Here is a 21656-nt window from a genome sequence, read left to right on the forward strand (position 1 = left end):
CTTACTGAATCAAGCCAAATTCCTTGGCCAGGGCCTTGTAGTCAGCCACCTGCTTCTTCACGTAGGTGTCCAGCTCGGCACCGGTCATGGCGAAGGGGAACAGCTCGCGCTGGTCGCGCAGCTTGGCGAACTCTTCCGAGGCCAACAGCTTGTCGAACGAGGCCTTCCACCAGTCGTACTCTTCATCGGTCACTTTTGGCCCGAGGTAGAAACCGCGCACCACCGGCCAGACGATGTCATAGCCTTGTTCCTTGGCCGTGGGGATGTTCTTCATTTCCGGCTCGTCCAGGCGGGTTTCGGCAAACACCGCGAGCAGGCGCATATCACCGCTCTGGATGTGCGGCATGGAGTCGGAGATGTCGGTACTGCCGACCTGGATATGCCCGCCGAGCAGTGCCGTGGCGATTTCGCCGCCGCCTTCCAGGGCGACGTAGCGCAGGTCGCGCGGGTTGATCCCGGCGGCCTTGGCGATCAGCGCGGTTTGCATCCAGTCCTGGCTGCCAACGGTACCGCCGGAGCCGATCACCACCTTGCTCGGATCTTTCTTCAATGCCGCGACCAGATCGTCGAGGGTCTTGTAGGGCGAATCGTTTTTCACCGCAATGGCACCGTAGCTGGTACCCACCGCCGCCAGCCAGCGCACGGCATTCTCGTCGAAACGGCCGAACTTGCCCTGGGCCAGGTTCAGCAGCGAGCCGCTGGACCAGGCTACCAGGGTGCCAGCATCGGCCGGGCGCTGGGCGACCACGGCGTTGTAGGCCACCGCGCCGACACCGCCAGGCATGTAGGTGACGCGCATCGGCTTGCTGAGGATCTTCTCGTTGACCAGGGCGCTTTGCACCAGCTTGCAGGTCAGGTCGAAGCCACCGCCGGGCGAGGCCGGGGCGATGCATTCGGGGCGTTTCGGTTCCGCGGCCAGGACGTTACCGGCAAGCAGCAGGCAACCGGTGGCGAGGGCAATACGGCGCAGTGAAAAAGTCATCGTCTATCTCCGTGAGCATTATTGTTGTCGGGGATTACCACAGCGCAAGGCTGTAACTCACCAGCAGTCGCACTTCGTCGGCATCGCGGGCGAAGTTGGAACGGAAGGTGGCATTGCGCAGGCGCACGGCGACGTTTTTCAGGGCGCCACTTTGCACCACATACTTGAACTCGGTGTTGCGTTCCCACTCTTTGCCCTCACCGCCATCGGCCAGGCTGACATTATCGCCGCTGATGTAGCGGGTCATGAAAGTCAGGCCGGGGATGCCAAGCTTGGCGAAGTCATAGTCGTAACGGGCTTGCCAGGAACGCTCGTCGGCGCCGGCGAAGTCGTTGATCTGCACGAAGTTGACCAGGTACGGGTCGGCGCCATCGACATAGGGGAAGGCGGTGTCGCCGGACAGGTGCTGGTAGCCGGCGCTGAGCTTGTGGCCATTGAGGCCGTAGCTGAGCATGCCGTTGAGCGCGGTGTTGTCGATGTTGCCGCCGCGGGCCTGGCCCTGGTCGTCGCTGAAGGCCATGCGCAGGTCGGCGCCGAAGGTGCCCGGGCCCCAGGGCTGGGAGGCGATCATGCCGACGAAGTGCTGACGGTAGACGTCATCGAGCTGGGCCCAGTGGTAGCTGCCGGTGATCTTGTCAGTGAACTTGTAGTCCAGGCCGGCCATGTCGAAATGGTTGCCGGCGACGGTGCCGAGAAAGCGGCTGTTCTTGTTGTTGAGGGCGATATCCTCGTTGTTGGTACTGTCGCGGTCACGGGCTTTTTCCAGGCGCCCGCCGGTGAAGGTCAGGTTCTTGATTTCGCCCGAGGTCAGCAGGCCGCCCTCGAAGGTCTGCGGCAGGATGCGCCCGTCGTTGGGCTGCAAGGTCGGCAGTTCCGGGATCAGGGTACCGATCTTCAATTCGGTCTCGGAGAGTTTCACCTTGCCGGTCAGGCCGAGCTTGGAATACTCGTCGGCGGCGCGGCCATCGTCGTGGGTCGGCAGCAGGCCGGTGCCGGTGCGGTCGGGGCTGGAGTCGAGCTTGATACCGAGCATCCCCAGGGCATCGAGGCCAAAGCCTACGGTACCGTCGGTGTAGCCCGACTCGAAGTTGAGCATGAAGCCCTGGGCCCATTCGTCACGCTTGGATTGCTGGGCGCTGGTGCCGTCGCGAAAGTCGCGATTGAAGTACATGTTACGGGTTTCGAAGCTCGCCTTGCTGTCATCGAAGAAGGCGGCCTGGCTCAACGGGGCGACGCCGGCAAGGGCGAGGGCGCTGGCAACTGCGGTCTGGCGGGAGGGTAGACGTCGGGTAGGCGCGTACGCCTGCGGCTGCATGGACAGCATCGTGGAGTGACTCCGTTATTGTTCTTATTAGTTCGGACCTTGGGTCCGGTTTTACGGCAAGCAGAGTGAGCCGTGAGAGGATGCTAGGACGTGAACCTTTCGCTAACCTTTCAGCAGCTTTTGATTGCTGCGAAGGCTTCACAGGCGGGCTGTCGGCTGTACACTCCGCGCCATTGAACGCGACGCAAAGGGGAGAGATCGATGCGTGTGCTGCTCGTCGAAGACCATCTGCAACTGGCCGAAAGCGTGGCCCAGGCCCTGAAAAGCACCGGCCTGACCGTGGATGTACTGCATGATGGCGTGGCCGCCGACCTGGCCCTGGCCAGCGAGGAATATGCCGTGGCGGTGCTCGATGTCGGCCTGCCGCGCATGGACGGCTTCGAGGTGCTGGCGCGCCTGCGTGCCCGCGGCAAGACCGTGCCAGTGCTGATGCTGACCGCGCGCAGCGACGTCAAGGACCGGGTCCATGGCCTGAATCTGGGCGCCGACGATTACCTGGCCAAACCCTTTGAGCTGACCGAGCTGGAAGCGCGGGTCAAGGCCCTGCTGCGCCGCAGCGTCCTCGGTGGCGAACGCCAACAGCGCTGCGGGCCGCTGGTCTATGACCTCGATACCCGGCGCTTCAGCCTCGGCGAAGAACTGCTGACCCTGACCTCCCGCGAACAGGCCGTGCTCGAAGCCCTGATCGCCCGGCCCGGGCGGGTGATGAGCAAGGAGCAACTGGCCGCCCAGGTGTTCGGCCTGGACGAGGAAGCCAGCGCCGACGCCATCGAAATCTACGTGCACCGCCTGCGCAAGAAGCTCGACGGCCATGCCGTGGCCATCGTCACCTTCAGGGGGCTCGGCTACCTGCTCGAGCATAAAGATGCGTGACAGCGGCAGCCTGCGTGGGCGACTGCTGTGGAACCTGGCGATCCTGCTGGTAGTGCTGATGCTGGCCAGCGGCCTGAGCGCCTACTGGAACGGCCGTGAAGCCGCCGACACCGCCTACGACCGTACCTTGCTGGCCTCGGCGCGGACCATTGCCGCCGGCCTGTCGCAGCGTGACGGTACCCTCAGCGCCGATGTGCCTTATGTGGCTCTGGACACCTTTGCCTACGACAGCGCCGGACGTATCTACTACCAGGTCAACGACATTCACCAGCGCTTGATCTCCGGCTACGAAAACCTGCCAGCACCGCCACCCAATACCCTGCGCACTGACGATTACCCGGCCCTCGCACGCTTCTACAACGCCCGCTACCTTGGCCAGGACGTGCGCGTGGTCAGCCTGCTCAAGGCGGTCAGCGAGCCGAACATGAACGGCATGGCCGAAATCCGCGTGGCCGAGACCGAAGAAGCCCGGGTGCGCATGGCCCGCAGCCTGATGGCCGATACCTTGCTGCGCTTGGGCATGCTCGCCCTCGGCGCCCTGATGCTGGTGTGGTTTGCCGTCAGCGCCGCCCTGCGCCCGCTGGAGCGCTTGCGCAGTGCCGTCGAAGAACGTCAGCCGGATGACCTGCGGGCCTTGCCGGTGGTGCAGGTGCAGCGTGAGCTGAGCCCATTGGTACGCGCCCTGAATCACTTTACCGAACGCCTGCGCGGCCAGTTCGAGCGGCAGGCGCAGTTCATTGCCGAGGCCGCCCATGAACTGCGCACGCCCCTGGCGGCGCTCAAGGCGCGGGTCGAACTGGGGCTGCGCTCGAACGAGCCGCAGGTCTGGCGTGAAACCCTGGAGTCCGCCGCGCAAGGCACCGATCGCCTGACCCACCTGGCCAACCAGCTACTCTCGCTGGCGCGGGTCGAGAACGGCGCGCGGGCGATTGCCGAAGGTGGCGCGCAATTGCTCGACTTGAGCCAGTTGGCCCGTGAACTGGGCATGGCCATGGCGCCGCTGGCCCATGCTCGTGGCGTGGCCCTGGCGCTGGAGGCCGAGGTGCCGGTGTGGGTGCGCGGTGAGCCAACCCTGCTCAACGAACTGCTCAGCAACCTGGTGGACAACGCCCTGGCCCATACGCCCAAGGGCGGCAATGTGATCCTGCGGGTCAGCGAGCCGGGCGTTCTCGAAGTCGAGGACGATGGCCCCGGCATTCCTGAAAACGAGCGGGAAAAGGTCTTCGAGCGCTTCTACCGGCGCAGTGCGCAAGGCACGGGCCTGGGCCTGGCGATTGTCGGCGAGATCTGCCGGGCGCACCTGGCGCAGATCAGCCTGCATGATGGCGAGCGCGGCGGTTTGAAAGTGCGGGTCAGCTTCAGCACCGACTAGCGGAACATCGCCTTGGCATTGAGCAGGTCGCTGGCCTGCAGCTCGGTGCCGGTGGGCAGGCCGAGGTGGCGGTAGGCGGGCAGGGCGGCCAGCGGCCGTTCCTTGCTGTTGCTGCTGAGCACCTGGGCGATCTGCACGATATCGACGTAGTCGACCTTGTCGGTGCCACGGTCCAGGTCCTGGATCAGTCCGGGCAGGTGCACCAGTTGCTCGGGAAACTCCCAGACACTGAGGATCTTGTCGCCCAGTGCCGGGTGAATCTGCTCGATCACATAGTTCAGGCTGACCGGGTCGGAAAGCAGCTCGTTGTGCTCTTCGGCATACAGCAGGATCGGCAGCACGCCAATCTGGTGGACCAGCCCGGCCAATGCTGCCTGGTCCGGCTTGAGCTGAGTGAAGCGCAAGCACAGTTCATAACTGATGCCGGCCACATCCAGGCTTTTCGCCCAGATTTCGCGCATTTTCTGTTCAACGACATCGGAGCGGGCGTGGAAGATCTGCTCGATCACCAGGCCGATCGCCAGGTTGCAGCTGTAGTTGATGCCCAGGCGGGTGATGGCCGTGTGCAGGTCAGTGACCTCGGTGGCGGCGCGCAGCAGCGGGCTGTTGACCACCTTGATCAGGCGCGCTGACAGCGCCGCATCGCGGCCGATCACCTTGCTCAGGGTGCTGACGCTGATCTCGCTGTCTTCGGCGGCTTCGCGAATGCTCAAGGCCACTTCCGGCAGGGTCGGCAGCACCAGGTCATCGTTGTCGATGGCGCTCAGCAGGTGGGCCTGGATCATCTCGGCCATCTTGTTCATGGTGATTCTCTACCGCAATTCAGGAGTGCCCCGCCCCGGAGGGCGGGAGCAGGCTCAGCGCTGGATTTCGCGATCGCGATCCAGTTCGTAAGGAAGCGTCAGCAGCGCCAGGCGCGGGCCTTCGGGGCTTCCCAGGTGCAGGTTGTTGTCTTCCACGGCATCGGCGGTCAGTACGGCCAGCAGTTCGCAGCCCTGTTCGCTGCGGGCGGCCAGCACCACTTCACCGACGGAGGAGTTATGGGTTGGCGAGAACACTTCGGTACCGGGCTCCGGCAGACTGCCTTCGGCCAGCGCCACGCGGTACTGGCGGCGCTTGAGCTTGCCCAGGTACTGCATGCGCGCGACGATTTCCTGGCCGGTGTAGCAGCCTTTCTTGAAGCTCACGCCACCCACGGCCTGCAGGTTGATCATCTGCGGGATGAACAGCTCGCGGGTTTGCAGCATGACCTGGCCGATACCGGCGCGGATCTGGCCGAGCAGCCAGTCGTTGAGATCAGCACTGGCCAGGTGTGCAGCCAGTTGGGCTTGCACGGCTTCGGCCTGTTCGACAGGTACCCACAACTCGACACGAGCGGTCGAGACCTCGATGGCAATCAGGCCGTTGTGACGGGTTACGGCGTCGGTCTGCGCCGGCACTTCCAGGCCCAGGGCCTGCAGGGCGGCTGCACCGTTGTGCAGGCCGAAACGCACCCAGGCGGCGCTGTCGTCGGTCAGCTTGGCCTTGGAGAACACCGCATATTTCTTCAGGTCCGCCAGTTGCGGTTCGAGCAGTTCGCGGGTCATCGCCAGCAAGTAGCCATCGCCCTCGGGGAGGATGCGAAAGCTCGACTGCATGCGGCCCTTGACCATGCAGCGGGCGCCGAGGCTGGCGGTATGGTCGTTGAGGTAACTGATGTTGCAGGTCAACTGGCCTTGCAGGAACTTGCCGGCGTCCGAACCGCGGACGGCGAGAACGCCTTCATGGGAAAGGGTGCAGAAAAAAGCGGAATCGGCCATGGTTTATCGCAAGGTGATAGGTCTGGGGGCCATGATAGAGCGCTGTTGGCAAAATAGGTAGTTGAGCGCGGCCCTCCGTCATTATTTGCTCACATGTCCGGACCAACGTCGCGTGTCCCTCGGCTGCTGGCTCTGTATACTGGCGGCCTATTTTTGGAGGGCTTCATGGTCGAACAAATTGAACTCAACAAGCTCTTTTGGCACAGCCGCCGCGGCATGCTCGAGCTGGACGTGTTGCTGGTTCCTTTCAGCCAGGACGTTTTTCCAACCCTGAGCCCGGAAGATCGACAGCTGTACTGGCGTTTGCTCGGCTGCGAAGACCAGGACATGTTCGGCTGGTTCATGGAACGCAACGAGTCCGAAGACCCGGAACTGCAACGCATGGTTCGCATCATCCTGGACCGTGTCCAGCCCAAGTGACCGCTTCGAATGTCGCTGGCAGGGCTCAAGGGCCCTGCTGGCGGCGTACCTCGTCAGCCTGCTGCTGGCCTTGTTGGCACTGAGCCTGCTACAGGTTCCCTTGTGGTTACGCCTGGCGGCCATCGCCTTGTGCTTGCTGCACGGCGCCTGGATCATCCCCCGGCGCATTTTGCTGACCGATCCCAACGCCATTACCGCACTGCGCCGCGATGCCCACGGCTGGCAGTTGTTCAGCCGCGCCCAGGGCTGGCAGGCGGTGCAGCTCAAGCCCGACAGCCTGGCCTTGCCCGGATGGGTGGTACTGCGCTTTCGCAGGGCCGGGCGGCGTTTCAGTGAGGGTCAGTGCATAGCGTTCGACGCGCTGGAGCCGGTGCAGCACCGGCGCCTGCGCTTGCGTCTGAAGTTCAGTCGGCGTAGGTGGGCGGCTGCAGGATAGTGTCGCGGGCCTCGCTGAGCATGCCCGGGTAATCCAGGGTGTAGTGCAGGCCGCGGCTTTCCTTGCGTTGCATGGCCGAGCGGATCATCAATTCGGCAACCTGGGCCAGATTGCGCAATTCGATCAGGTCGCGGCTGACCTTGTAGTTGCTGTAGAACTCGTCGATTTCGTCGAGCAGCAGGCGTACCCGATGCTCGGCACGCTGCAGGCGCTTGTTGGTGCGCACGATCCCCACGTAGTCCCACATGAAGCGCCGCAGTTCGTCCCAGTTGTGCGCGATGATCACGTCTTCGTCCGAATCGGTGACCTGGCTGGCATCCCAGCATGGCAGCGCCTGGGGCATTTCGACCTGATCCAGGCGGGCGACGATGTCGTTGGCGGCCGAACGCCCGTAAACGAAGCATTCGAGCAGCGAATTGCTGGCCATGCGATTGGCGCCGTGCAGGCCGGTGAAGCTGGTTTCGCCGATGGCGTACAGGCTCGGTACGTCGGTCAGGCCCTGTTCGTCGACCATCACCCCGCCGCAGGTGTAATGGGCGGCCGGCACGACCGGGATCGGCTGGCGGGTGATATCGATGCCAAAGGTCAGGCAGCGTTCATAAACGGTCGGGAAGTGGCTTTTGACGAACTCGGCCGGCTTGTGGCTGATGTCCAGGTAGACGCAGTCCACCCCCAGGCGTTTCATTTCATGGTCGATGGCGCGGGCAACGATGTCGCGCGGGGCCAGTTCTTCACGCGGGTCGAAGCGCGGCATGAAACGCTCGCCATTGGGCAGCTTGAGCAAGCCACCCTCGCCACGCAGGGCTTCGGTAATCAAGAAGCTCTTGGCCTGCGGGTGGTACAGGCAGGTCGGGTGGAACTGGTTGAACTCAAGGTTGGCCACCCGGCAACCGGCACGCCAGGCCATGGCGATGCCATCGCCGCAGGCGCCGTCGGGGTTGCTGGTGTACAGGTAGACCTTGGCCGCGCCGCCGGTAGCCAGCACGGTGAAGCGGGCGCCGAAGGTGTCGACCTCTCCGGTATTGCGGTCCAGGACATAGGCCCCCAGGCAGCGATCGCCGTCCTGGCCCAGGCGCCGCTCGGTGATCAGGTCGACTGCCACCCGCTGCTCCAGCAGCTCGATGTTCGGGCGCAGGCGCGCTTGTGCCAGCAGGGTGGTGAAGATCGCCGCCCCCGTGGCATCGGCGGCGTGGATGATGCGCCGATGGCTGTGGCCGCCTTCACGGGTCAGGTGGAATTCAAAGCCGCTGTCTTCGTCGCCGGCGTGTTCGTCACGGGTAAACGGCACGCCCTGGTCGATCAGCCACTGAATCGCTTCGCGGCTATGCTCAACGGTGAAGCGCACGGCGTCTTCATGGCACAGGCCGCCGCCGGCATTGAGGGTGTCTTCGACGTGGGATTGCACCGTGTCGGTGTCGTCCAGCACCGCGGCCACGCCACCCTGGGCCCAGAAGGTCGAGCCATTGGCGAGGTCGCCCTTGCTGAGCACGGCGATGCGCAGGTGACCGGGGAGGGTCAGGGCCAGGCTGAGGCCGGCGGCGCCGCTGCCGATCACGAGAACATCATGTTGGAATTGTTGGCTCATGTCAGGACACTAGTATCTGAAGGGGGGGATCGGCACAATAGTCAGGCGCTTATGGCATTGTGAAACTATCGTGAATCTGGACCGGCTGCCTTTATAGCAGCCCCAAGGCCCTGATTTCCAATGGCGCTTGCGCAGTCCAGGCAGCCTTTTGTGGGAACTTTCCGTGGTGCACGGATATCCATAGAAGGATGCCCGCACGCCACAATGCCGCGGCGACGCACGGCAGGCGCCCCTTGAAGGCACTGTCTGCGTATTCGAGACCCGATTATCGACGCAGCCGGCCGTGACCGCGCTGCGTTTTTCGTGCGAGCCGACCAAGGGCCGCAGGAAACTTGCTTGGAGGGGAGAACTTTTGCGAAAAGCCCGAGTCTATGGTTGCAAGCCTGAACGATGGCTGTTGCAACGCTCCTTCGAGTTCACTGAGGAGTGTTCATGCTAACCCAGGAAGAGGATCAGCAGCTTGTCGAGCGCGTGCAGCGTGGCGACAGGCGAGCGTTCGATCTGTTGGTGCTGAAGTATCAGCACAAGATTCTCGGGTTGATCGTGCGTTTTGTACACGACACCCATGAAGCCCAGGATGTAGCGCAGGAAGCTTTCATCAAAGCTTACCGGGCGCTTGGTAATTTTCGTGGTGACAGCGCCTTTTATACCTGGCTGTACCGCATTGCCATCAACACGGCAAAAAACTATCTGGTGTCCCGCGGTCGGCGGCCACCGGACAGCGATGTAAGTTCCGAGGATGCGGAATTTTACGACGGCGATCATGGCCTCAAGGATCTGGAGTCCCCCGAGCGCGCGTTGTTGCGAGATGAGATCGAAGGCACCGTCCATCGGACCATTCAGCAACTGCCAGAAGATTTACGTACGGCGTTAACTTTACGTGAATTCGATGGTCTGAGTTACGAGGACATTGCAAGCGTCATGCAGTGTCCAGTGGGTACCGTGCGCTCTCGAATCTTCCGCGCTCGGGAGGCCATAGACAAAGCCCTGCAGCCGTTGTTGCAGGAAACCTGAGACAGCGGCGACAGCCAAGAGAGGAACCGCCATGAGTCGTGAAGCTTTGCAGGAATCGCTGTCCGCGGTGATGGATAACGAAGCGGACGAACTGGAATTGCGTCGGGTATTGAATGCCGTCGATGATCCCGAAACCCGTGCCACCTGGTCGCGTTACCAGGTTGCCCGTGCAGCCATGCACAAGGAGCTGGTACTGCCACGGCTGGATATCGCTTCGGCCGTATCCGCCGCGCTGGCCGATGAAGCCGCTCCCGCCAAGGCCTCTCGTGGCCCATGGCGCAGCCTGGGCCGCCTGGCCGTCGCCGCTTCGGTGACTGTCGCGGTACTGGCCGGTGTACGCCTGTACAACCAGGATGAAATCAGCGGTGCCCAGCTGGCGGCCCAGCAGCCGGCCCAGCAAGGCCTGAGCCTGCCACAAGCGCAAGGCCCGGCCGTACTGGCAGGCTATAGTGAAAGTGCAGATCAGCCAGGCCCGATGGCCAATGGCGTGCTGCAAGGGCAAACCGGCTGGCATGACCAGCGTCTGCCTGGCTACCTGCGTCAGCATGCTCAGGAAGCAGCCCTCAAGGGTACCGAGAGCGCTCTGCCGTACGCACGTGCAGCCAGCCTGGAAAATCGCTAAGTAAGGAGGATCATGCGCGCGCTACCTCTCATACCGCTGCTGCTTGGTGGCTGGTTGACGCTGTCGGCCCTTGCCGCCAACTCCTCTCCGGAGGCAGGTGACTGGCTCAAACGTCTGGCCCAGGCCGAGCAACAGCAGAGTTATCAGGGTACTTTCGTTTACGAGCGTAACGGTAGCTTCTCCACCCACGATATCTGGCATCGTGTCCAGGACGGCAAGGTCAGCGAGCGGCTGTTGCAGCTCGATGGCTCGGCCCAGGAAGTCGTGCGTGTCGATGGTCATACCCAGTGCGTAAGCGGGTCCCTGGTGGCAGGTGTGGCCAATACCCCGGAAGCGGCGGCGCGAGTGCTTGACCCCTTGAAGCTGATGAGCTGGTACGACCTCGGGGTCGCCGGCAAGTCCAGGGTGGCAGACCGTGAAGCGGTCATCGTCACCCTTACCCCGCGTGATCAACACCGTTATGCCTTCGAGCTGCACCTGGATCGCCAGACCGGGCTGCCGCTCAAGTCGTTGATGCTCGATGACGGAGGGCGGTTGCTGGAGCGCTTCCAGTTCACCCGCCTGGATACCCGTGACGCGCCAACAGACGATGAACTCAAGGCCAGCGGTATCTGCAAGCCGCTCGCTCAACTGAGTGCGCAAGCTGCCCAGCCTGTCACCGGCTGGCGTTCGGACTGGTTGCCTCCGGGCTTTGAACTGATCAACAGTTCGGTGCGCAAGGATCCGCAAAGCAAGAACGCGGTCAGCAGCCTGATGTACGACGACGGCCTGGCACGCTTCTCGGTATTCGTCGAAGCCCTGGATAAAGGCACTGCTGCCGATATCCGCACGCAACTGGGCCCGACCGTAGCGGTCTCCCGCCGGTTGACCACGCCCAAGGGTGAAATGATGGTCACCGTGGTTGGCGAGATCCCTATCGGTACTGCCGAACGCATCGCGCTGTCCATGCGCGTCCAGGATGCCCAGGTGAAAAAATGAGGCGCAGGCAATGAGGTTGACAGGTCGAGGATTGCTTGGCTGACATGATTGGCAAGCTTTGCAGTTTGCAAAAACTCCAGAATTTTTCTATAGGTCAGTCCTTTCGGGGGCTGGCCTTTCCTGCTTCTGCAGGTCCCTACTGCTAACCACGCTCGTTGTGACGGGAGCCGTATGTCAATACCACGCTTGAAAACCTACTTATCGATGGTCGCCGCCGTGTTCATGCTCGGCCAGGTGCTCACCGCCCAGGCCGAAGCCCTGCCGGACTTCACCACCCTGGTCGAGCAGGCATCGCCTGCGGTGGTCAATATCAGTACCAAGCAGAAACTGCCCGACCGCAAGTATGCGGCGGGGCAGGTGCCAGACCTCGAAGGCCTGCCGCCGATGTTCCGCGAGTTCTTCGAACGCAACATGCCACAGGCCCCGCGTTCGCCGCGCGGTGACCGTCAGCGTGAAGCGCAATCGCTGGGTTCGGGCTTCATCATCTCCAGCGACGGTTATGTGCTGACCAACAACCACGTGGTCGCCGATGCCGACGAGATCATCGTCCGCCTGTCGGACCGCAGCGAGCTGCAGGCCAAGCTGGTCGGCACCGATCCGCGCACCGACGTGGCCCTGCTCAAGGTCGAAGGCAAGGACCTGCCGACCGTCAAGCTGGGTGACTCCGAGAAGCTCAAGGTCGGTGAGTGGGTGCTGGCCATCGGTTCGCCGTTCGGTTTCGACCATTCGGTGACCAAAGGCATCGTCAGTGCCAAGGGTCGCACCCTGCCCAACGACACCTACGTGCCGTTCATCCAGACCGACGTGGCGATCAACCCGGGTAACTCCGGTGGCCCGTTGTTCAACATGAACGGTGAAGTAGTGGGGATCAACTCGCAGATATTCACCCGTTCCGGCGGCTTCATGGGCCTGTCGTTCGCCATCCCGATCGACGTGGCGCTGGATGTCTCCAACCAGCTGAAGAAAGACGGCAAGGTCAGCCGTGGCTGGCTGGGCGTGGTGATCCAGGAGGTCAACAAGGACCTGGCTGAATCCTTCGGTCTCGACAAGCCGGCCGGTGCCCTGGTCGCCCAGGTGCTGGAAGACGGCCCGGCGGCCAAGGGTGGCCTGCAGGTCGGTGACGTGATCCTGAGCATGAACGGTCAGCCGATCGTCATGTCTGCCGACCTGCCGCACCTGGTCGGTGGCCTCAAGGACGGCGCCAAGGCCAAGCTGGACATCATCCGCAATGGCAAGCGTCAATCGCTGGACATCACCATCGGCGCACTGCCGGATGACGACGCCGAGATCACCACCAACGCCAACGGCGGTGTCGAGCGCAGCAGCAACCGCCTGGGCGTGTCGGTGTCCGACCTGACCGCCGAGCAGAAAAAGGCCCTTGAGCTCAAGGGCGGCGTAGTCATCAAGGAAGTCCAGGAAGGTCCGGCCGCGCTGATCGGGCTGCGTCCGGGTGATGTCATCAGCCACCTGAACAACCAGGCGATCCTCTCGGCCAAGCAGTTCACCGAAATCGCCAAGGAGCTGCCGAAGAACCGTTCGGTGTCCATGCGCGTCCTGCGTCAGGGGCGCGCCAGCTTCATCACCTTCAAACTGGCGGAATAAGCCGGGTTGAGCAGAAAAGGGCAGCCTCGGCTGCCCTTTTTTCTGGGTGCTGCCCCAGGCCCTTGCAGGCAGGCTGTGGGAGCGGCGGGGCGGCGTCCCGACCTGGAAACATTTCCTACGGTTCCCTTGCCCACAGTTCACGTGACGCCAACGTCAAGCTTCAGGTACAATTCCCGGCTATTTTTCGGTGGGCGTTCGGCCCGCAGCCTTTTTGAGTGTTGACCCGTGAGTGATTTGAGTCATATCCGCAATTTCTCCATCATCGCCCACATTGACCATGGCAAGTCGACCTTGGCCGACCGCTTCATTCAGATGTGCGGTGGCCTGACTGCGCGTGAAATGGAAGCCCAGGTACTCGATTCCATGGACCTGGAGCGTGAACGCGGTATCACCATCAAAGCCCACAGCGTCACCCTGTACTACACCGCGCAGGACGGCAAAACCTACCAGCTGAACTTCATCGACACCCCCGGCCACGTCGACTTCACCTACGAAGTCAGCCGCTCGCTGGCGGCCTGTGAAGGTGCCTTGCTGGTGGTCGATGCCGGCCAGGGCGTAGAAGCCCAGTCGGTTGCCAACTGCTACACCGCCATCGAGCAGGGCCTTGAGGTCATGCCGGTGCTGAACAAGATGGACCTGCCCCAGGCCGACCCGGACAAGGTCAAGGACGAGATCGAGAAGATCATCGGCATCGACGCCACCGACGCCGTGGCCTGCAGCGCCAAGAGCGGCATGGGCGTGGACGAGGTGCTCGAGCGCCTGGTGCAAACCATTCCTGCGCCTACCGGTGACATCGAGGCGCCCCTGCAGGCGCTGATCATCGACTCCTGGTTCGACAACTACCTGGGCGTCGTCTCCCTGGTGCGTGTACGTCACGGCCGGGTGAAGAAGGGCGACAAGATCCTGGTCAAGTCCACCGGCAAGATCCACCTGGTCGACAGCGTCGGTGTGTTCAACCCCAAGCACACCCAGACCGCTGACCTCAAAGCCGGTGAAGTAGGCTTCATCATCGCCAGCATCAAGGACATTCACGGTGCGCCAGTGGGCGATACCCTGACCCTGAGCACGACCCCCGAGGTCGAGGTGCTGCCAGGTTTCAAACGCATTCAGCCGCAGGTTTATGCCGGCCTGTTCCCTGTCAGTTCCGAAGATTTCGAAGATTTTCGTGACGCTCTGCAAAAACTGACCCTGAACGATTCGTCGCTGCAGTACCTGCCGGAAAGCTCCGACGCCCTGGGCTTCGGCTTCCGTTGCGGCTTCCTCGGCATGCTGCACATGGAGATCATCCAGGAGCGCCTCGAGCGCGAGTACGACCTGGACCTGATCACCACCGCGCCAAGCGTAATCTTCGAGGTCAAGCTCAAGACCGGCGAAACCATCTACGTCGACAACCCGTCGAAGCTGCCGGATGTGTCCGCGGTCGAAGACTTCCGTGAGCCGATCGTTTCGGCCACCATCCTGGTGCCTCAGGAGCACCTGGGTAACGTCATTACCCTGTGCATCGAGAAGCGTGGCGTGCAGCGCGACATGCAGTTCCTCGGTTCGCAGGTGCAAGTACGCTACGATCTGCCGATGAACGAAGTGGTACTGGACTTCTTCGACCGCCTGAAGTCCACCAGCCGTGGCTACGCCTCGCTGGACTACCATTTCGACCGCTACCAGTCGGCTAACCTGGTCAAGCTTGACGTACTGATCAACGGTGACAAGGTCGATGCCCTGGCGCTGATCGTGCACCGCGACAATGCGCACTACAAGGGCCGCGCATTGACCGAGAAGATGAAGGAACTGATTCCTCGGCAGATGTTCGATGTGGCAATCCAGGCCGCCATTGGCGGGCAGATTGTTGCGCGTACCACTGTCAAGGCGCTCAGAAAGAACGTACTGGCCAAATGCTACGGTGGTGACGTTAGCCGTAAGCGCAAGCTGTTGGAGAAGCAGAAGGCCGGTAAGAAACGCATGAAACAGGTCGGCAACGTGGAAATCCCACAAGAAGCCTTCCTCGCCGTGCTCAGGTTGGATAGTTAGGTCCTATGTCGCTAAATTTCCCGCTGTTGCTTGTCATCGCCGTCGCCGTCTGCGGTCTGTTGGCCCTGGTCGATCTGCTGTTCCTGGCCCCGCGCCGGCGTTCGGCAATCGTCAACTATCAGGGCAGCGTCAGCCAGCCAGAGATGGCAGTGGTCGAGCGCCTGAACAAGGAACCGTTGCTGGTCGAGTACGGTAAATCGTTCTTCCCGGTGCTGTTCATTGTCCTGGTGCTGCGGTCGTTTCTGGTCGAGCCGTTCCAGATCCCTTCGGGGTCGATGAAGCCGACCCTGGAAGTGGGCGATTTCATCCTGGTGAACAAATTCTCCTACGGGATTCGTCTGCCGGTGATCGACAAGAAGGTCATCGAGGTCGGTGACCCGCAGCGTGGCGATGTCATGGTGTTCCGCTACCCGAGCGACCCGAACGTCAACTACATCAAGCGTGTGGTTGGCCTGCCGGGCGATCAGATTCGTTACACCAGCGACAAGAAGCTGACCGTCAACGGTCAGGCGATTGCCGAGCAATTGGTCGGTACCGAGCCGGGCACCCTGGGCAGCGCCGAGCTGTACAAGGAAAAACTGGGCGAAGCCGAGCACCTGATCCGCAAGGAAATGAGCCGTTACCGCATGCCGCCTGACCAGCAATGGACAGTCCCTGCCGGCCATTACTTCATGATGGGCGACAACCGCGACAACTCGAACGACAGCCGTTACTGGGATGATCCCAACATTCCCAAGGAACTGCACGGCATGGTTCCGGACAAGAACATCGTCGGCAAGGCCTTCGCGGTCTGGATGAGCTGGCCAGAGCCTAAACTGAGCCACTTCCCGAACCTGTCGCGGGTCGGGTTGATCAAGTAACACCACAACGGCGCTGTCCTGGGACAGCGCCGAATGCGTTTCTGGCATAGGCTGTGTTCAGGGATCCCTGGATTCAACCGATCACCCCGGCCAGCGAGCATGAGCCAAACAGTCTTTCAGGATGTTGATTTGAACAACGCGTTAAATCCGACGGTAGCCCCGATGGCGGCGTACCGAGTTGCAAAGTGTGAGCCTCGCGCCCAGGCGTGCGGGCTGAATTTCGACCACGAACTGCGCGTGGGTACACTGTGAGCGTTTCCTTGAGCCGCCTCGAGCGCCAGCTCGGTTATACCTTCAAGAACCAGGAGCTGATGCTGCTGGCCCTGACGCACCGCAGTTTTGCCGGGCGCAACAACGAACGCCTCGAGTTCCTCGGCGATGCGATCCTCAACTTCGTCGCCGGTGAAGCGCTGTTCGAGCGCTTCCCCCAGGCCCGCGAAGGCCAGCTGTCGCGCTTGCGCGCGCGGCTGGTCAAGGGCGAGACCCTGGCGGTACTGGCCCGAGGCTTTGACCTGGGCGAATACCTGCGCCTGGGCTCGGGCGAGCTGAAGAGCGGCGGTTTCCGCCGCGAGTCGATCCTTGCCGATGCCCTGGAGGCGCTGATTGGTGCCATCTACCTGGATTCGGACATGCAGACCGCCCGCGAGCGGGTGCTGGCATGGCTGGCGGGCGAATTCGAAAGCCTGACCCTGGTCGATACCAACAAGGACCCGAAAACCCGTCTGCAGGAATTTCTGCAGTCACGGGGCTGCGAACTGCCGCGCTACGAAGTGGTGGATATTCAAGGTGAACCCCATTGCCGGACGTTTTTCGTCGAATGCGAAGTGACCCTTTTGACTGAAAAAAGCCGAGGGCAAGGCGTCAGCCGGCGTATCGCCGAGCAAGTCGCGGCCGCCGCAGCACTGATCGCCCTGGGCGTGGAGAATGGCAATGACTGATACCAACACTACCCGCTGCGGCTATGTCGCCATTGTCGGCCGCCCGAACGTGGGCAAGTCGACCCTGCTCAACCATATCCTCGGGCAAAAGCTCGCGATCACCTCGCGCAAGCCGCAGACTACCCGCCACAACATGCTCGGGATCAAGACCGAGGGTGATGTCCAGGCGATCTACGTCGATACCCCGGGCATGCACAAGAGCAACGAAAAGGCGCTCAACCGCTACATGAACAAAACCGCCTCGGCCGCCCTCAAGGACGTCGATGTGGTGATCTTCGTCGTTGACCGCACCAAGTGGACCGACGAAGACCAGCTGGTGCTCGAGCGCGTGCAGTACGTGCAGGGCCCGGTGATCCTGGCGATCAACAAGACCGACCGGATCGAAGAGAAAGCCGACCTGATCCCGCACCTGCAGTGGCTGCAGGAGCAACTGCCTAACGCCGAAATCGTGCCGATCTCGGCCCAGCAGGGGCATAACCTGGAAGCGCTGGAAGGCCTGATCGCCAAGCACCTGCCGGAAAACGATCACTTCTTCCCGGAAGACCAGATCACCGACCGCAGCAGCCGCTTCCTGGCGGCAGAGCTGGTACGCGAGAAGATCATGCGTCAGCTCGGCGCGGAGCTGCCGTACCAGATCACCGTCGAGATCGAAGAGTTCAAGCAGCAGGGCAAGATCCTGCACATCCATGCGCTGATCCTGGTCGAACGTGACGGCCAGAAGAAGATCATCATTGGCGACAAGGGCGAGCGGATCAAACGCATCGGCTCCGAGGCGCGCAAGGACATGGAAGTACTGTTCGACGCCAAGGTCATGCTCAACCTCTGGGTCAAGGTCAAGGGTGGCTGGTCCGACGACGAACGCGCCCTGCGTTCGCTGGGCTACGGCGACCTCTGATTGCTCCAGGCCCGGTAGCGTCCGCTGCCGGGTCGAACCTCTTCTGAAGCGCCGCTCATGGAACTGCCAGTTGGCCAACCGGCCTACGTGCTGCACAGCCGGGCCTACCGTGAAACCAGCGCGCTGGTGGATTTCCTCACCCCGCAAGGGCGCCTGCGCGCGGTCATGCGCCGTGCCCGTGGCAAGGCCGGCAGCCAGGTGCGTCCCTTCGTACCCCTTGAAGTGGAATTTCGCGGCCGCGGCGAGCTGAAAAATGTCGGCCGTCTGGACAGCGTCGGCGTGGCGGCCTGGCTGCATGGCGATGCGCTGTTCAGCGGGCTGTACCTCAACGAGCTGCTGATTCGCCTGCTGCCCGCCGAGGATCCGCATCCGGTGGTGTTCGAGCACTATGCTGCGACCTTGCAGGCGCTGGCCGCCGGTCGTCCGCTGGAGCCGCTGCTAAGGGCGTTCGAGTGGCGCTTGCTGGACGAGCTGGGTTACGCCTTTGCCCTCGACCATGACGTCAACGGCGAACCACTGGCCGTCGATGGCCTGTACCGTTTGCAGGTCGATGCCGGGCTTGAGCGGGTCTACCTGTTGCAGCCGGGGCTGTTCAACGGTGCCGAGCTGTTGGCCATGGCCGATGCCGACTGGGAAATTCCCGGCGCCCTGAGCGCGGCCAAGCGCCTGATGCGCCAGGCCCTGGCCGTGCATCTGGGCGGTCGGCCGCTGGTCAGTCGCGAACTGTTTCGCAAGCGCTGAACAACGTCGTATGCTGTGGGGCTCAATCTTCAGGAGAGCCTCTTCGTGACTCAAAGCAACCGCATGCTGCTCGGCGTGAACATCGACCACGTGGCGACCCTGCGCCAGGCGCGTGGCACCCGCTACCCGGACCCGGTCAAAGCCGCGCTGGACGCCGAAGAGGCCGGTGCCGATGGCATTACCGTGCACCTGCGCGAAGACCGCCGGCACATTCAGGAGCGTGATGTGCTGCTGCTCAAGGACGTGCTGCAGACGCGCATGAACTTTGAAATGGGCGTCACCGAAGAAATGATGGTTTTCGCCGAACGCATTCGCCCGGCGCATATCTGCCTGGTCCCGGAAACCCGTCAGGAGCTGACCACCGAAGGCGGCCTGGATGTTGCCGGCCAGGAAGCGCGAATCAAGGCTGCGGTCGAACGTCTGTCGCGCCTGGGCGCGGAAGTATCGCTGTTCATCGATGCCGACGAGCGCCAGATCGAAGCGTCGCGCCGTGTCGGTGCACCGGCCATCGAGCTGCACACCGGCCGTTATGCCGATGCGCAGACCCCGAGTGAAGTGGCCGAAGAGCTCAAGCGTGTGGCCGATGGCGTGGCCTTCGGCCTGGGCCAGGGGTTGATCGTCAATGCCGGTCATGGCCTGCATTACCACAACGTTGAGGCAGTGGCGGCGATCAAGGGTATCAACGAGCTGAACATTGGCCATGCGCTGGTGGCCCATGCGCTGTTCGTCGGCTTCAAGTCGGCGGTGGCAGAGATGAAGGCGTTGATCCTGGCGGCCAGCCGGCACTAACAGATTCGACGCCAATCCTGTGGGAGCTGGCTTGCCAGCGATCGAGCGCGTAGCGGTCGCCTAATAGGCAGTGGATGTGCTGCCTGTACTGGCCTCATCGCTGGCAAGCCAGCTCCCACACGATTGGGTGTAGGTCCATTTATTCGGTAGTATCGGCAAACACCAGGCTGAACCGCGTCACCCCCTGCAGTTCGCTGTGCACCTCAACCCGCCCGCCATGCACCTGCATGATCGAGCGCACGATCGCCAGCCCCAGGCCCGTCCCGCCTTCCAGCCGCGAGCGCCCCGAACCCACGCGGTAAAAGCGTTCGAACAGGTGCGGCAAATGCGCCTGGGCAATACCCGGCCCGCGATTCTCCACCGACACCCACACCGAACCGTCCCTACGTTCAATCGCGATATCGATCGGCTGCCCCTCATACCCATGGCGGATCGCATTGCTGAGCAGGTTGGACAGCGCCCGCTGCACCATCAACCGTTCTCCCAGCACCGTGCCCCAGCCCTGTACGCGCAAGGCAATGCCTTTTTGCTCGGCATTGCATTCGAACAGTTCGCACACCCGCTGTACCTCGTCGGCCAGCACCACTGGCTTGAGCGGCACCTGCGTCTGTGGCTGGCTGACCTGGGCCAGAAACAGCATGTCGTTGATGATGCGGTTGAGTCGGGTCAGTTCTTCGATGCTGTTTTCCAGCGCTTCGCGGTACTCGTCGTTGGAGCGCTCGCGGGTGAGGGTGACCTGGGCCTTGCCCATCAGGTTGCCGATGGGCGTACGCAACTCATGGGCAAGGTCATCGGAAAATTGCGAAAGCCGCTGCACACCGTCGTCCAGGCGGTCGAGCATGATGTTGATACCACCTGCCAGGTCACCCAGCTCTTGCGGCAGGCCGGTTTCCGGCAGGCGGTGGCTGAGGGTTTGCGCCGAGACCTGTTCGGCAACCCGGCGGAAGCGGCGCAATGGCAGCAGCCCGCACTGGACCAGCTTCCAGGCGCCCAGGCCGATCAGCACCAGCAGCAACGGCAAGGCCCACAGGGTCGAGCCCAGGTAGGCCTGGAGCAGGGCATGGTCGTCGGCACGGTTGACTGTCAGCAGCACGCGCACCAGGGTGCCGTCCTGCAGGCGCATCAGCCGCGAGGCGGTGAGCAGGTGCTCGCCTTCCTGATCGCGCCACGGGCTGAAGCTTAGCTGCGGGCCGCTCTCAATCTGCAGCAAGGCGCTGGCTTCCAGGGCCGGGCCCAGGGTCAGCAAGGCCGAATGGCGACCGGTCAGGGCGATGACACTCAGGCTCAGGTTGTCGTGGCCCATGACCACATCCAGCAGTGGATGTACCGGCGTGCGCAGGTCGGCGGCCTTAAGGTCGATGGTCAGGCTGTGCTCGATCTGCGCCATCTTGTTGGCCAGGTGCTTGCGTGCACGGCTGTCCAGCTCATGGTCGAGGGCAAACACCGCCAGACAGGCGAGCAGCAGCACCAGTGCCGCGCCCATCAGGCTGACGCTCAGGCCCAGGCGCAGTGACAGGCGCGCAGGTTTCATTCGCGGGCCTCGAGTACGTAGCCGACGCCGCGCAGGGTATGGATCAGCTTGTTGTCGAAGGGGTCGTCGATTTTCGCCCGCAGGCGGCGGATCGACACTTCCACGACGTTGGTGTCGCAGTCGAAGTTCATGTCCCAGACCAGCGAGATGATCTGCGTGCGCGACAGCACTTCACCGCTCTGGCGCATCAGCAGGTGCAGCAGGGCGAACTCCTTGGCGGTCAGGTCGATGCGCTGGCCGCTGCGGTAGGCGCGGTGACGGCTGGGGTCCAGCTCCAGGTCGGCGACCTTGAGGGTGTTCGGTTGCAGCGCCTGGTCGTTGCGTCGCAGCAGGCTGCGGATGCGCGCCAGCAGTTCAGGGAACTCGAAGGGTTTGAGCAGGTAGTCGTCGGCACCCAGGTCCAGGCCCTTGACCCGGTCGGCCAGCCGGCCGTGGGCCGTGAGCATCATGATCCGCGTGCTGGACTCGGCGCGCAGGCGCTGCAGCACGGTCCAGCCATCGAGCTCGGGCAGGTTGACGTCGAGAATGACCAGGTCATAGGCCTGCTGCCGAGCCAGGTGCAGGCCGTCGGCGCCGGTGTGGGCGCAATCGACGATGTAACCGTTTTCGCGCAGGCCCTGTTGCAGGTATTCGGCGGTGCGCAGTTCGTCCTCGACAATCAGTAGACGCATGAGATGACTCGTTGGCAGTGAAAGGCGCTGATTCTCAACCCTGTAGTTACTGCAAGGTCAAGCGGTGAAATGCATCGAGCGGCGGATACTAAGCCATCCGGGCGCGCGGTTTGCCTGGATTACAGATTTGTAATACTTGAGTCATCCTGGCGATAAACCTCGATTACTAGAGTGCGGGCTCCGATCAAGGCGCAGGAGT

21 protein-coding genes are annotated in these 21656 nt (G+C 62.6%); 14 read left to right on the forward strand and 7 right to left on the reverse strand.

What is annotated here, in order from left to right:
- Position 1 precedes the first annotated feature (1 nt).
- Both CCOS864_RS06455 and CCOS864_RS06460 read right to left on the reverse strand, forming a co-directional pair.
- A complete protein-coding gene (locus CCOS864_RS06455; RefSeq protein WP_115085558.1) occupies positions 2-982 on the reverse strand; it encodes a Bug family tripartite tricarboxylate transporter substrate binding protein in 981 nt (326 codons plus the stop codon).
- Positions 983-1016: 34 nt separating this feature from the next.
- The gene (locus CCOS864_RS06460; RefSeq protein WP_115085559.1) at positions 1017-2306 is read right to left on the reverse strand and encodes an OprD family porin; all 1290 of its coding nucleotides are present in this window, start codon (positions 2304-2306) and stop codon (positions 1017-1019) included.
- 201 nt (positions 2307-2507) lie between these two features.
- Here CCOS864_RS06460 and CCOS864_RS06465 point away from each other — a divergent pair, with 201 nt between their 5' ends.
- Complete coding sequence (locus CCOS864_RS06465; protein WP_115085560.1) at positions 2508-3179, forward strand: response regulator; 672 nt, start codon at positions 2508-2510, stop codon at positions 3177-3179.
- Positions 3172-4551: a sensor histidine kinase gene (locus tag CCOS864_RS06470; protein WP_115085561.1), complete on the forward strand. Its 1380-nt coding sequence runs from the start codon at positions 3172-3174 to the stop codon at positions 4549-4551. Before CCOS864_RS06465 ends, CCOS864_RS06470 begins: the two co-directional genes overlap by 8 nt.
- On the opposite strand, the gene CCOS864_RS06475 is transcribed toward CCOS864_RS06470, so the two are convergent.
- Entirely contained in the window at positions 4548-5354 is an 807-nt protein-coding gene (locus tag CCOS864_RS06475; protein ID WP_115085562.1) for an HDOD domain-containing protein, read from the reverse strand. The two genes, CCOS864_RS06470 and CCOS864_RS06475, sit on opposite strands and share 4 nt — an antisense overlap.
- A gap of 54 nt (positions 5355-5408) precedes the next feature.
- Positions 5409-6350 carry a CAF17-like 4Fe-4S cluster assembly/insertion protein YgfZ gene (ygfZ, locus tag CCOS864_RS06480; RefSeq protein WP_115085563.1) on the reverse strand — a complete coding sequence of 314 codons (942 nt, stop codon included), beginning with the start codon at positions 6348-6350 and terminating at the stop codon, positions 5409-5411.
- 165 nt (positions 6351-6515) lie between these two features.
- Between ygfZ and CCOS864_RS06485 the strand changes: the two genes are divergently transcribed.
- Together CCOS864_RS06485 and CCOS864_RS06490 are read left to right on the forward strand one after the other, a co-directional pair.
- The gene (locus CCOS864_RS06485; protein ID WP_115085564.1) at positions 6516-6770 is read left to right on the forward strand and encodes an FAD assembly factor SdhE; all 255 of its coding nucleotides are present in this window, start codon (positions 6516-6518) and stop codon (positions 6768-6770) included.
- A complete protein-coding gene (locus tag CCOS864_RS06490; protein WP_115085565.1) occupies positions 6754-7206 on the forward strand; it encodes a protein YgfX in 453 nt (150 codons plus the stop codon). The genes CCOS864_RS06485 and CCOS864_RS06490 overlap by 17 nt, the downstream gene beginning before the upstream one ends.
- On the opposite strand, the gene nadB is transcribed toward CCOS864_RS06490, so the two are convergent.
- A complete protein-coding gene (gene nadB, locus CCOS864_RS06495) occupies positions 7175-8791 on the reverse strand; it encodes an L-aspartate oxidase (RefSeq protein WP_115085566.1) in 1617 nt (538 codons plus the stop codon). The genes CCOS864_RS06490 and nadB overlap by 32 nt on opposite strands.
- A 432-nt stretch (positions 8792-9223) precedes the next feature.
- On the opposite strand from nadB, the gene rpoE reads away from it, so the two are divergent.
- From rpoE to pdxJ, 10 genes are all read left to right on the forward strand, one after another.
- On the forward strand, positions 9224-9805 hold the full coding sequence (gene rpoE, locus CCOS864_RS06500; RefSeq protein ID WP_010220971.1) for an RNA polymerase sigma factor RpoE/AlgU: 582 nt from the start codon (positions 9224-9226) through the stop codon (positions 9803-9805).
- A gap of 31 nt (positions 9806-9836) precedes the next feature.
- The gene (locus CCOS864_RS06505; protein ID WP_115085567.1) at positions 9837-10427 is read left to right on the forward strand and encodes an RseA family anti-sigma factor; all 591 of its coding nucleotides are present in this window, start codon (positions 9837-9839) and stop codon (positions 10425-10427) included.
- A 12-nt stretch (positions 10428-10439) separates the two neighbouring features.
- Entirely contained in the window at positions 10440-11405 is a 966-nt protein-coding gene (locus CCOS864_RS06510; protein ID WP_115085568.1) for a MucB/RseB C-terminal domain-containing protein, read from the forward strand.
- 204 nt (positions 11406-11609) lie between these two features.
- The gene (locus CCOS864_RS06515) at positions 11610-13007 is read left to right on the forward strand and encodes a DegQ family serine endoprotease (protein ID WP_166675652.1); all 1398 of its coding nucleotides are present in this window, start codon (positions 11610-11612) and stop codon (positions 13005-13007) included.
- 225 nt (positions 13008-13232) lie between these two features.
- Entirely contained in the window at positions 13233-15032 is a 1800-nt protein-coding gene (gene lepA, locus CCOS864_RS06520) for a translation elongation factor 4 (RefSeq protein WP_115085570.1), read from the forward strand.
- Positions 15033-15037: 5 nt separating this feature from the next.
- Entirely contained in the window at positions 15038-15892 is an 855-nt protein-coding gene (gene lepB / locus CCOS864_RS06525) for a signal peptidase I (RefSeq protein ID WP_115085571.1), read from the forward strand.
- Between the two features lie 248 nt (positions 15893-16140).
- Complete coding sequence (gene rnc, locus CCOS864_RS06530; protein WP_115085572.1) at positions 16141-16830, forward strand: ribonuclease III; 690 nt, start codon at positions 16141-16143, stop codon at positions 16828-16830.
- Positions 16823-17725 (forward strand): GTPase Era, encoded by a 903-nt coding sequence (era, locus tag CCOS864_RS06535; RefSeq protein WP_115085573.1) that lies wholly within the window; start codon positions 16823-16825, stop codon positions 17723-17725. The genes rnc and era overlap by 8 nt, the downstream gene beginning before the upstream one ends.
- 57 nt (positions 17726-17782) lie before the next feature.
- Positions 17783-18466 carry a DNA repair protein RecO gene (recO, locus tag CCOS864_RS06540; protein WP_115085574.1) on the forward strand — a complete coding sequence of 228 codons (684 nt, stop codon included), beginning with the start codon at positions 17783-17785 and terminating at the stop codon, positions 18464-18466.
- A gap of 63 nt (positions 18467-18529) precedes the next feature.
- Entirely contained in the window at positions 18530-19255 is a 726-nt protein-coding gene (gene pdxJ, locus CCOS864_RS06545) for a pyridoxine 5'-phosphate synthase (protein ID WP_267954166.1), read from the forward strand.
- A 139-nt stretch (positions 19256-19394) separates the two neighbouring features.
- Here pdxJ and CCOS864_RS06550 read toward each other — a convergent pair whose 3' ends face one another.
- Positions 19395-20786 carry a heavy metal sensor histidine kinase gene (locus tag CCOS864_RS06550; protein ID WP_115085575.1) on the reverse strand — a complete coding sequence of 464 codons (1392 nt, stop codon included), beginning with the start codon at positions 20784-20786 and terminating at the stop codon, positions 19395-19397.
- Entirely contained in the window at positions 20783-21457 is a 675-nt protein-coding gene (locus CCOS864_RS06555) for a heavy metal response regulator transcription factor (protein WP_045197646.1), read from the reverse strand. Before CCOS864_RS06555 ends, CCOS864_RS06550 begins: the two co-directional genes overlap by 4 nt.
- Positions 21458-21656: the final 199 nt, after the last annotated feature.

It is taken from the genome of Pseudomonas wadenswilerensis (assembly GCF_900497695.1).
Classification (GTDB): domain Bacteria; phylum Pseudomonadota; class Gammaproteobacteria; order Pseudomonadales; family Pseudomonadaceae; genus Aquipseudomonas; species Aquipseudomonas wadenswilerensis.

Bases quoted from the DNA above. Each gene is read 5' to 3' on its own strand.
- CCOS864_RS06455 (WP_115085558.1), bottom strand. From the start codon at position 982: ATGACTTTTTCACTGCGCCGTATTGCCCTCGCCACCGGTTGCCTGCTG.
- CCOS864_RS06460 (WP_115085559.1), bottom strand. From the start codon at position 2,306: ATGCTGTCCATGCAGCCGCAGGCGTACGCGCCTACCCGACGTCTACCC.
- CCOS864_RS06465 (WP_115085560.1), top strand. From the start codon at position 2,508: ATGCGTGTGCTGCTCGTCGAAGACCATCTGCAACTGGCCGAAAGCGTG.
- CCOS864_RS06470 (WP_115085561.1), top strand. From the start codon at position 3,172: ATGCGTGACAGCGGCAGCCTGCGTGGGCGACTGCTGTGGAACCTGGCG.
- CCOS864_RS06475 (WP_115085562.1), bottom strand. From the start codon at position 5,354: ATGAACAAGATGGCCGAGATGATCCAGGCCCACCTGCTGAGCGCCATC.
- ygfZ (WP_115085563.1), bottom strand. From the start codon at position 6,350: ATGGCCGATTCCGCTTTTTTCTGCACCCTTTCCCATGAAGGCGTTCTC.
- CCOS864_RS06485 (WP_115085564.1), top strand. From the start codon at position 6,516: ATGGTCGAACAAATTGAACTCAACAAGCTCTTTTGGCACAGCCGCCGC.
- nadB (WP_115085566.1), bottom strand. From the start codon at position 8,791: ATGAGCCAACAATTCCAACATGATGTTCTCGTGATCGGCAGCGGCGCC.
- rpoE (WP_010220971.1), top strand. From the start codon at position 9,224: ATGCTAACCCAGGAAGAGGATCAGCAGCTTGTCGAGCGCGTGCAGCGT.
- CCOS864_RS06505 (WP_115085567.1), top strand. From the start codon at position 9,837: ATGAGTCGTGAAGCTTTGCAGGAATCGCTGTCCGCGGTGATGGATAAC.
- CCOS864_RS06510 (WP_115085568.1), top strand. From the start codon at position 10,440: ATGCGCGCGCTACCTCTCATACCGCTGCTGCTTGGTGGCTGGTTGACG.
- CCOS864_RS06515 (WP_166675652.1), top strand. From the start codon at position 11,610: ATGGTCGCCGCCGTGTTCATGCTCGGCCAGGTGCTCACCGCCCAGGCC.
- lepB (WP_115085571.1), top strand. From the start codon at position 15,038: ATGTCGCTAAATTTCCCGCTGTTGCTTGTCATCGCCGTCGCCGTCTGC.
- era (WP_115085573.1), top strand. From the start codon at position 16,823: ATGACTGATACCAACACTACCCGCTGCGGCTATGTCGCCATTGTCGGC.
- recO (WP_115085574.1), top strand. From the start codon at position 17,783: ATGGAACTGCCAGTTGGCCAACCGGCCTACGTGCTGCACAGCCGGGCC.
- pdxJ (WP_267954166.1), top strand. From the start codon at position 18,530: ATGCTGCTCGGCGTGAACATCGACCACGTGGCGACCCTGCGCCAGGCG.
- CCOS864_RS06550 (WP_115085575.1), bottom strand. From the start codon at position 20,786: ATGAAACCTGCGCGCCTGTCACTGCGCCTGGGCCTGAGCGTCAGCCTG.
- CCOS864_RS06555 (WP_045197646.1), bottom strand. From the start codon at position 21,457: ATGCGTCTACTGATTGTCGAGGACGAACTGCGCACCGCCGAATACCTG.